The organism is Acetonema longum DSM 6540, assembly GCF_000219125.1.
Classification (GTDB): Bacteria; Bacillota; Negativicutes; order Sporomusales; family Acetonemataceae; genus Acetonema; species Acetonema longum.
In genome coordinates this window covers 1-10,415 of record NZ_AFGF01000029.1, presented here as the reverse complement: position 1 = coordinate 10,415, position 10,415 = coordinate 1, and the positions used below count along the sequence as shown (strand labels likewise).

Here is a 10,415-nt window from a genome sequence, read left to right as displayed (position 1 = left end):
CGCTTGCCGGCTGTTTTTTTATTGAATTAGAACGATTAGCGAATGATCAGATCCACCTTGTCGCCGTTTTTGACGATCGCCGTGAATTCGGTGGGCTGTCCGTTTAACAGCAGGGTGGTCAGACTGCAGGGGGGAAGGGACTGGGTGTGAAAGTCAGCGGCGGCCAGCACATCGCTGACTGTCGGCGGGGCTTCAAATACAGTATAATCAATGCGGCTGCCATCGGGAGCCAGGTCAAAGAGCTGGGCCGGATGGCCGTCCAGGTTCAGGCTGTAGCGGCGGACCGGCAGCAGGCAGGGGGAATCGTTGAAGCTGACCGACACGGTTTCTTCGGTCGCAGCGTCAATTCCCAATACATGCAAGAGCATGGGAGCGGCCGGGGGAATAACGGAAATTTCGGCGTCGGGTTTTACCGGAGTGAGTTCGTTGGCCGGGAGACGGTCCACCTGGTATTCCGGACGAAGGAGAAATTCCCGTTCATAACCGTTCATCATATAGCGATAGGTCAGCGGATTTAAGGAAACGCCGGCGGCAGTCAGAACTTCGGCCAGAGTTTTAGGCAGGCGGCAAGTTACATCCGAACGGTCCTGAATCAGCTGTTCCGGGACAACCGGCTGCCCGTTTACGGTCAGAATGGGGTAAATGGTATGAGCGCACTGATTAATGCTAACCGAAAAGGCCTTTGGAATATCGACGATTTCGTCCAGTCTGACTGATGGGGATTTGCCGTCGGCGCCGCCGGCGACTTTGAGTGAGTCCCCCTCTTGCAGGATGGTGGAGAATTCCGCCGGCAGGCCGTTGAGTTCAATTTGTCCGGGTTGGCCCAATGTTCCCGGCAGGAATTGGGTAATGCCGTTCACTGTGACGGCAAAACCCAATCCAGCCCGGCCATGAAGGGTCCGAACGTCGATGCCGGCGGCCAGCATGGCGTCGGCTACCGTCAGATTGCCTAAATTAAACAGTTTTAACGGTTGATCATTGACGATCACATTGACAAAGTTTAAGATATTGCTGCCTGATAACTTCAAAATGCCCAGAGGCGTAACCCCGTCAGGTGCTGATAATTCGGGCGGAATGCCTGCGATGCCGTCTACTGTTTCCAACCGACGGATGCCGACCCTGTCCACCGGCAGGCCTAACACATCGGCTACGGCTTCCGGCAGCATGGGGGTGAGGGCGCCGCCGCCTACTAAGATAACGGCCTGGGGCGCCGCTGTATTCAGAGCCATGATCTGAGCGGCGATAATCCGCGCCAGTTCAGCAATATTGGCGGCAATGGCGGTGACGATCTCCTCCGAGGACACCTGCCGGGTAGCGCCCAGTATGTCATGAAAGGCGATAGTTTTAGGTTTGCCCATGAGTTGGCGTTTTACCGTTTCCGCCACATTAAAGTCCAGCAAATAATGATTGGAAATGGCCTCGGTAATTTCATCCCCGGCTGACGGCGCCATGCCATAGGCTACCACGGATCCACCATGGGTAATCGCCACGTCCGAGGTCCCGGCGCCGATATCTACCAGAGCCAGGTTCAGATGGCGCATAGTGGGAGGGATCAGGACATTAATGGCGGCGATGGGCTCCAGAGTCAGGGTGGACATTTCGAGTCCGGCGTTTTGGAGGGATGACTGCATGGAATCAATGACCTGCCGGGGCAGAAAGGTGGTAATTAACTCAATGGCTGCCGTCTTGCCCCTTTGGCCCGCCAGACTGGTCAGCCTGGTGCCGTCCAGATAATATCCCATGGTGCTGTAGCCCACACAATAATAACTGGTGGGGTCCTCTACAGAGTTGGAAGTGGCCAGCTGCTGCTGGGCCGCCTGCACGGCAGCCAGTTCCAGGTTCCGTTCATCCACTTGGGTCAGGAGACCCCGGGAAACCGCATCAATCTGAGCTGTGGAGCGCATGGTATACAGGGAACGGCCGGCGGCGGCAACCCCGACCTGTTTCAACGGGCCGCAGATTTTTTCCAGCTCTGCCTTTATATCTCCGATGACCTGCGCCACCTGCTGCACATCGTGAATCTGTCCGTCCACCATGGCGCGGGTGTGATGCTCCCGGCGGGCATAGGCAATGATTTCGATTCCTGTGGCGGTCTGTTCGCCAACCAGACCGACTACGCTGCGTGTTCCGATATCTAGTGCAAACCGAAGCTGGTTGTTCATGGCAAACTCCTTTTACATTCGTATCCAGTTTATTAGATGGTATCATCCATTTTTTCTAAAATTCTCGCTGCTTTGACAAAATCCTTTAGCCGGGCAGCATCTTCAGCGATTAGAGGGGAAAAATAGGTTGCAGGAGGAATAACGGCTAGCTGTGGCGAATAATCTAATATCAAGGTGTTATACCAGGTGCTAATTCAGACGCGAGGCCTCGCGTCTTTCTAATTTAAGGTACTAGTATATTTAAGCCGGGAAATTTGATACAATATTCCATAGGAGAGTATGCAGGAGGGAAAAAGATTTGCCAAACGTACATATCGTAATTGACAGCACCGCATGCCTGCCGGATGATTTTTTAAAGAAATATGATAATTTGCATGTCATACCCTTAAAAGTAATCTTAGGTGACAGGGAATGGCCTGAACCGGAAATGAGCTGCCGGGAATTGTTTGACCTTAGTCAGAAATCCAATATATTTCCCAAAACATCCCAGCCCGCACCGGGAGATTTTGCCGCTGTTTTCGCCCCGCTCGTGGCCGCAGGCCACGAAGTGATTGTCATTACTATTAGCAGCCGGATAAGCGGGACCTTTAACGGCGCTAAGGTTGCCGCCCAAGCAGCCGGAGGCAAAATCCGGGTACTGGACTCCCGTACCACCGCCGTCGGCATGGCCAAAATGGCGGAAATGGCGCTGGCTATGATCCAGGCCGGGCATTCGGCCGACGAAGTCTTCAGCCGATTGCAGGATATGGCTGATGTGACCCATACTATGATTGTGCCAAAAACGCTTGACTATTTGCACAAAGGCGGTCGTATCGGCGGCGCGGCGGCTCTGATGGGCACTATTTTGCAAATCCGGCCGGTCTTATATCTGACCGAAGGCAAGGTGGATGTCCTTGATAAAGCCCGGACTCAGGGCAAAGCCGTGCAGCGTATGGTGGAAGAACTGAGCCAATACCCGAAACTGGCTCATATCGGGGTTATCCATATCGAAGCTCCGGAAGACGGGGCTAAACTGGCGGCTCAGGTACGAGAACTGTATCCCGATGTGCCGGTTTCCCTGACCACCGGCAGCCCGGTTCTGGCGACGCATCTGGGGCCGGTGTTAGCCATCATCTGTCACGAAGTCTTAGGGGACCGTTGAAAAAGGCCCATCTGCGTCGTTGCTCCTGCGGGCGCGCGCTTGCCGTACCCTCTCGAACGTACTGTCTGCGCGCGCGTCCTCGTCGCGCCTAGCATCTGGACCTTTTTGAACGGTCCCAGGTTCCAGGCCGCAGATGATGGCAGGCAACCAGCCAAACTAGGCACCAAGGAGGCATATAGTGAACTTGAACGCAACACATCTATCCAAAGAAATGATTACTGACAGCGACTTCCGGCGCATGATGGTCGGCGCTTATCATACATTCATGCGGGAACATGAGAAAATCAACAATCTGAACGTGTATCCGGTGCCGGACGGAGATACCGGCACTAACATGCTGTTAACATTGGCGGCGGTGGAAAAGGCCGTATCGTCGGCTCAGGTTACAGGCATCGGCGCTTTGGCCAAACGGGCGGCGGACAGTGCCATTATGGGAGCGCGGGGGAATTCCGGCGTCATACTTTCCCAGATCTTCCGGGGTATCGCCCGGGGTTTGACCGGTAAGACCGAAGCCACTTCGTCTGAGTTGGGAAAAGCCTTCCAGTATGGGGTGCTCTATGCTTATCGGGCTGTCTCCAGGCCGGTGGAAGGAACCATTCTGACGGTGGCCAAGGGGATTGCCAAGGGAGCCCGCCGGGCTGTGCGGGAGGACCATTCCTTCGCAGTCATTCTGGAAGAGGCCATTGCGGCGGGCAAGAAGGAACTGGCCCGCACGCCGGAACTGCTGCCGGTTTTAAAATCTGCGGGAGTGGTGGATGCCGGCGGGCAAGGCCTGATTGTTTTTCTCACCGGCTGCCGGGAAGGGCTGCTGGGGATTAGTTCCGGCCCGGAAGCGGATTTTGACCGGGCGCTAAGCGTACCCGCCATCGGGGAGGCAGAGGAAGTTGACATATCTCACCCCTACTGCACTGAATTTATCGTCAAACACTGCACCCAGCCTCTTGCGGCAGCGAAAAAACTGCTGCAAACCATGGGAGAATCACTGGTTTTAGCCGAAGGCGAACAACTCCTGAAAGTGCATATCCATACCGCCCGGCCCGGCAATGTGTTAGAGTCGGCCATTACCTGGGGCACGCTCCATGACATCAAGATCGACAATATGGCCGATCAGCATCATCACCGGATTATTACCTCGATGGCATCGACGGCCAAACCGCGGACGCCCCTGGGAGTCATCAGCGTTGTCAGCGGCGACGGATTGTCGGACATGATGTATAAACTGGGCGCCGATATCGTCATTAACGGCGGCCAGTCCATGAACCCGCCGGTAGAGGATTTTATCGCCGCGATTCACGCCGGTACAGCCGAACGCTACATTATACTGCCCAACAATAAGAACATCCAGCTGGCGGCAGTGCAAACAAAAAAACTGATGAACGACAAGGTAGAGGTAGTCGCTACCACGAATATACCCCAGGGATTCAGCGCATTGATGGCGTTTGATCCCCAGCGGGATATCGCTGCCAACATTCAGGTTATGACCGAACGGATTGGGACCGTAAAAGCCGGCAGTTTGACCAAAGCCGTACGGGACAGCAAAATGGACGGCCGTCTGGTACCCAGCGGCAACTTCATCGGTTTGGTTGGCAGTCAGATCACCGTAGATGGCGTCGATTTGGAATCCGTGCTGATATCTTTGGCAGGACAGCTTGCCGGGGAAGAAAGTGAACTGATTAGCCTTTATTACGGCTCAGATATCAGTCAGGCGGAGGCTGAGGGCCTGGCAGAGAAATTACAGGGTTCTTATCCCCGACTGGAAGTAGAGCTCTATGCCGGCGGGCAACCGTACTATCACTTCTTCATCAGCGTAGAGTAGCGGGCCTGTCCCAGGTAGACGCTTAGTAATGATAGGAGGCGCGAGATGAAAAGACTGCTCTTTATTTTAACGCTGTGCTTGTTCATATTCGGCTTCAACCCATTGTGCGAGGCCGAGGAAATTTTGTATACCGTTAATGCCAATGATAATGCCAACCAGGTGTTAAAATTTCAGGGCTATGAGTTTAAGTTCAATCACACCGACTATCGGGCCTATCTTTACCGGGAGCCTGATGTTACCAAAGGATTTCAATGGACTACGTCGGTCGTTTCTTTCTGGGTGAAAAAGGACGGCGCCGACCCTGAAATCAAGTATGACTACTGGATGCAGTTTTATTTCGGCGGCCCTTTGTCCCTGGTGGAAGAAGGGCAGGTTTATACCAAAAACTATGACGGGCGGATTATTCAAATCATAGTGGAGAAGATATCGAACTTTAAGGGACTTCGTCCGCCAACTGCCGGCAGCAAGATTTGGGTTGAAGAGACGCTGCCCAAGTGGATTACATTCCGTCTCGTCGTATTATAATGTTACAGCAGCCATAATCAGCAATCATAGTGCTTCCGAATGATCTGCCCGGTCATTCAGAGGTGCTATTTTTATTTTTGTCGAATATTCGTTTAACTTTTTCTTGCAAATATCACAATTAGTATTATAATGATAATAACATTATGATATTAATAGAAAGATACTATATGAATGGCGGTGGGAACATGGATGAGCTGCGCAACAAAAGCGGACTGACTGAAACTGAGTTTTTGGCCGGTTACGATGCCGGTAAATTCGACCGGATCTCAGTCACGGTGGACATGCTGCTATTTTCCGTGATGGACCAGGATGAGGACAATTATCGCAAATTGCCGGAGAAGCAATTAAAGGTGCTGTTAGTGCGGCGGGGCGACCATCCTTGCATCGGACAGTGGGCTCTGCCGGGAGGGTTCGTCAATGCGGACGAAAGCCTGGATGCGGCAGCTGCCCGGGAACTGAAAGAAGAAACCGGCATTGACCATATCTATATGGAGCAGCTCTATACATACGGTTCTCCCCGGCGGGATCCCCGCACCCGTATTGTCAGCACCGCCTATATGGCTCTTTTGGACAGGGCCATCGAACTGCAGGCAGGCGATGACGCCGCCGATGCCCGCTGGTTCGGCGTAGAGAGGCAGGTGCTGCAGGAGGTCCGGACTAATACCGGCCGGGGCAGTGTGGTAGAGCAGCTGGTGGAACTGCGGCTGAGCAATCAGACCGTTCACCTTTCCGGCGTGATGAAGATTACCAAGACGATTGACGGCAAAGTCACTCGCTTTAACCGGGAAATCGTCGACAGCTGCGGCATTGCTTTCGATCATACCGATATTATTTCCTACGGTCTGGAGCGCCTGCGCAATAAAATCGAGTATACCGACATTGCCTTCAGCCTGATGCCGGAATATTTCACCCTGACCGAACTGCAGCAGGTCTATGAGGTTATTCTTGACCGGGAGCTTCTCAAAGCCAACTTCCGGCGCAAGATTGCTCCCATGGTGGCTGAAACCAACATGCGCAAAACCGATGCCGGCCACCGGCCGTCTAAATTATATAAATATAATCCTAACTGGGTGGAAGACGTATTTTAATGAACTGACTTAGATAGGAGACGTGATTTCATGAGCGTATTCAACAACAAACGGCTGGACAAAAGCATTTTTAAAATTGATGCCGCCCGGATGCGCGCCGGCTGGTACACAGACGCCTATTTCTCCAACATCGCGCATATCCTGGAGACTTTGTCCCGGGAAGAATATACCTTTACCGGCGAGAGTGATATTCCGGGACTGGACTGTTCCGGCGTTCAAAATGGCGATATTATTGTGGAAATGCAGTTTTTCACCCGCAGAAAGCCCAAAACCCTGATTGGCGGCGTAGATGAAGCCCTGGCTCTTCTGGAGGAATGCACCGGTTATTTTGATGTCAATGGCGAGTTTGTGAATACATATGACCAATTGGAAATCGAAGCGGTCCAGGATGGTACCTTTGCCTATTATGACGGCAACCCCTATCACGTTCAGCCAGTCTTAAAAGTCCGGGGCCGTTACCGGGATTTTGCCAAGCTGGAAACGCCGATTTTAGGGGTTTTGACTGAAACATCCCGGGTAGCCACCAATGTGTATAATGTGCTGGTGGCCGCCAATGGCAAAAACGTGCTGTTTTTCCCGGCCCGATTCGCTCATTACAAACAGCAGGCCCTGCACGGATATGCCTATTCTCTGGCGGTTCAGGCATATAATCACAAATTTTCCAAGTCATCCAGCTGCTTTGTCTCCACTGATGACCAGGGAGACTGGTGGGGAGGCAAGGGCGGCGGCACTATTGCCCATGCCTCCATCTGCAGTTTTCTGGGGGACTCCGCTGAAGCCATGATGCAGTTTGCCCGGATTATGCCGGTGGATGTGCCGCGGATTGCCCTGGTAGACTTTCATAACGACTGCGTAACTGACACTCTGAAAGTGATGGAGCGAATGTTCCACAAGTATTGGGAACTCCTCCAGGCGGGAGAAACAGAAGAAGCCCAGAAATACCGCCTGTTCGCCGTGCGGACGGATACATCAGGCAACATGAGAGACGTGTCCGTTGCTCCCCTGGGAGATGAGAAACTGGATCTGGGAGTCAATCCCCGTCTGGTCTGGAATATGCGTCATGCCATGAACCGGGCCTATGAGGACTGGCCCCTGACGGAGGCGGCCAGAGACGCCGCCGGAGAGTGGTGCCAGGAGGTCAAGATTGTGGTAACCGGCGGCTTCAATGTGGAAAAGATCACCCGCTTTGAAAAGCATGCCGTGCCGGTAGATATCTACGGGGTGGGGTCGTCCCTTCTGGAAAATTGCAGCCAGTGCGGTCAAAACAACGATTTTACCGCTGACATTGTGCGAGTCAACTTACCGGGTAAGGGTTGGCAAAGTGAGGCCGGCAAAAAGGCCTGGTACGCCATGACCAAAGTAGGGAGGGGCGAAGGCCAAAATTCTAATCTGGAACTCCACCCGACAAAGTAGACGGCTGTGATCTGCAAATCAAAAAATAATTAAAAAAAGTTCCTTTTCTGAGGATTCCATCTTGACAACACAAATGTTTTTATAATATTGTATACATTATAATATTAAGATGAAAAATTTAATTTTTCATCTTAATATCTGTTCTTTTTCAGATTTAATATGGCCAGTTTAATGGAATAGTGCTAAAATATATTTAATTTAAAAATTTAAAAAAAATTGAGAAAAGGAGTGATTTGTTTGAACGTCTTGTATGTCGTACTGGGAGTTGCAATCATCCTTTTTATCGCTTACCAGACTTACGGCAATTTTCTTGCGAAAAAGGTATTCAAACTGGATGATGCCGTTAAAACACCGGCAATGGAAGTCAACGACGGGCAAGATTTCGTTCCGGCCAAGAAAGGCATGCTGATGGGACAGCATTTTTCAGCCATCGCGGCTGCCGGTCCCATTAACGGTCCGATTTTGGCCGGCGTTATGTTTGGCTGGGTGCCGGCTATGATCTGGGTCATCATTGGCTCGATCTTTATTGGCGGCATGCACGATATGGGTTCTTTGATCGCTTCCATCCGGCATAAAGCCCGTTCCATTACCGAAGTTATCAAAAACAATGTTTCCAACCGGGCGTGGGTCCTGTTTATGATTTTCATCTGGATTACTCTGGTGTATATCATTGTTGCCTTTACTGATATTACCGCCAGCTCCTTTGTAGGCACTATTACCCTGGAGAACGGCGACAAGATAGGCGGCAGCGCCATTGCTTCCTCTTCGATCATGTACCTGATTTTGCCGATTATTATGGGTCTGCTGCTGAAAACCGGGAAACTCTCGGAAACCGCAGCCCTGTGTATCTTCCTGCCGCTGGTGGGTGTAGCCATCTGGGCCGGCGGGTACCTGCCGGTTAGCCTGCCCATCGATAATCCTGCCGTTGCCCAAAAGGTATGGGGCGTTCTGATCCTGGTCTATTGTCTGATCGCATCGATTATGCCTATGTGGCTTCTGTTGCAGCCTCGGGGCGCTTTAGGCGGCTATTTCCTGTACATCGCCCTGATAGCCGCTGCCATTGGCGTCATTTTCGGCGGCTACACCATCCAGTACCCGGCGTTCACTAAACTGGGCCCTGGCGGTATGGATGCAAACTTCTGGTACCCGATGGCGCCGGTATTGTTTATTACCATTGCCTGCGGCGCCTGTTCCGGTTTCCACGCGCTGGTTTCTTCCGGTACAACCAGTAAACAGGTCGAGAAAGAAAGTGATGTCAAGCCGATCGGCTATGGCGCCATGCTGCTGGAAGGTCTGGTGGCGGCGGTTTCCCTGGCCTGTGTTATGATTCTGGCCAAAGATTCGCCGCTGCTGTCGAAAGCGCCGAACTTCATTTACGCCTCCGGTATCGGTAGTTTCCTGGAGTTGATCGGAATTCCGGCGGTATATGGCATCAGCTTCGGCCTCCTGGCCTTCACCACTTTCGTATATGATACGCTGGACGTTTGCACCCGTTTGGGCCGCTATATCATCGAAGAAATGACCGGCTGGAAAAACTGGGCCGGCAAAATCATCGGCACTGCCCTGACTGCCGGTGTTCCGGTGTTCTTCATCTTCGCCACCATTACCGATGCCAAAGGCAATCCGGTGCCGGCCTGGCTGACCTTCTGGGGCATATTCGGCGCCTCCAACCAGCTGCTGGCTGCATTGGCTCTGGTGGGTATCGCCATCTGGCTGAAAAAGACGGACTCCAAGTACTGGATGACCGCTTTTGTTCCGGCCATATTCATGTTCCTCATGTCCAATTGGGCTCTGCTGATTAATCTTCATACCGGCTGGGTGAAGGGCTTAGGCCATCCGGCCATTCCCTGGGTTTCCCTCATCCTGATCATCCTGTCCATCATGGTTGGTGCGGAAACCACGGTCGCGATGATGTCCGGCAAAAAAAGCAATCCCACTACCATAGCCAAGTAAATTATAGAGTAACCGGAAGGCTGGCCTGGACGAGGCCGGCCTTTCTTGCGGTACAAAAGCTCTACAAACCATCCATAAAAAACCAGGATCAAAGTCCGATGGCCAATCAGACCATTGTTCTATACAATAATAGTAAAATCTCGACCTGGAAACCATTTTTTTCCCTTCTAAACCATTGAACCGAGGTGACCCCATGGCAATCAAAAAGAATCTTCTAGCGCGAAAAATCATGGCCCACCTGGCCCTGTGCACCTTCACCTTCCACCAAACCGTCGCCTTCGCCGGCACCGCCGCCGACCCCAACGCCCAGGCCGGCC

At 52.5% G+C, this 10,415-nt stretch carries 7 protein-coding genes; 6 read left to right on the top strand and 1 reads right to left on the bottom strand.

Going from position 1 to position 10,415, the window contains the following annotated elements:
- Positions 1-35: 35 nt before the first annotated feature.
- Positions 36-2,162, bottom strand: coding sequence for a cell division protein FtsA (locus tag ALO_RS04010; protein ID WP_004093212.1), 2,127 nt, complete (start codon positions 2,160-2,162; stop codon positions 36-38).
- Positions 2,163-2,460: 298 nt separating this feature from the next.
- Here ALO_RS04010 and ALO_RS04005 point away from each other — a divergent pair, with 298 nt between their 5' ends.
- From ALO_RS04005 to ALO_RS03980, 6 genes are all read left to right on the top strand, one after another.
- The gene (locus ALO_RS04005) at positions 2,461-3,303 is read left to right on the top strand and encodes a DegV family protein (protein WP_004093211.1); all 843 of its coding nucleotides are present in this window, start codon (positions 2,461-2,463) and stop codon (positions 3,301-3,303) included.
- A gap of 178 nt (positions 3,304-3,481) precedes the next feature.
- On the top strand, positions 3,482-5,119 hold the full coding sequence (locus ALO_RS04000; protein ID WP_004093209.1) for a DAK2 domain-containing protein: 1,638 nt from the start codon (positions 3,482-3,484) through the stop codon (positions 5,117-5,119).
- A 45-nt stretch (positions 5,120-5,164) separates the two neighbouring features.
- Complete coding sequence (locus tag ALO_RS03995) at positions 5,165-5,644, top strand: hypothetical protein (protein WP_004093208.1); 480 nt, start codon at positions 5,165-5,167, stop codon at positions 5,642-5,644.
- Between the two features lie 185 nt (positions 5,645-5,829).
- Positions 5,830-6,732, top strand: a complete 903-nt coding sequence (locus ALO_RS03990) for an NUDIX hydrolase (protein WP_004093207.1) — start codon at positions 5,830-5,832, stop codon at positions 6,730-6,732.
- A 30-nt stretch (positions 6,733-6,762) separates the two neighbouring features.
- On the top strand, positions 6,763-8,145 hold the full coding sequence (locus tag ALO_RS03985) for a nicotinate phosphoribosyltransferase (protein WP_004093206.1): 1,383 nt from the start codon (positions 6,763-6,765) through the stop codon (positions 8,143-8,145).
- A 237-nt stretch (positions 8,146-8,382) separates the two neighbouring features.
- The gene (locus tag ALO_RS03980; protein WP_004093205.1) at positions 8,383-10,098 is read left to right on the top strand and encodes a carbon starvation CstA family protein; all 1,716 of its coding nucleotides are present in this window, start codon (positions 8,383-8,385) and stop codon (positions 10,096-10,098) included.
- Positions 10,099-10,415 lie beyond the last annotated feature (317 nt).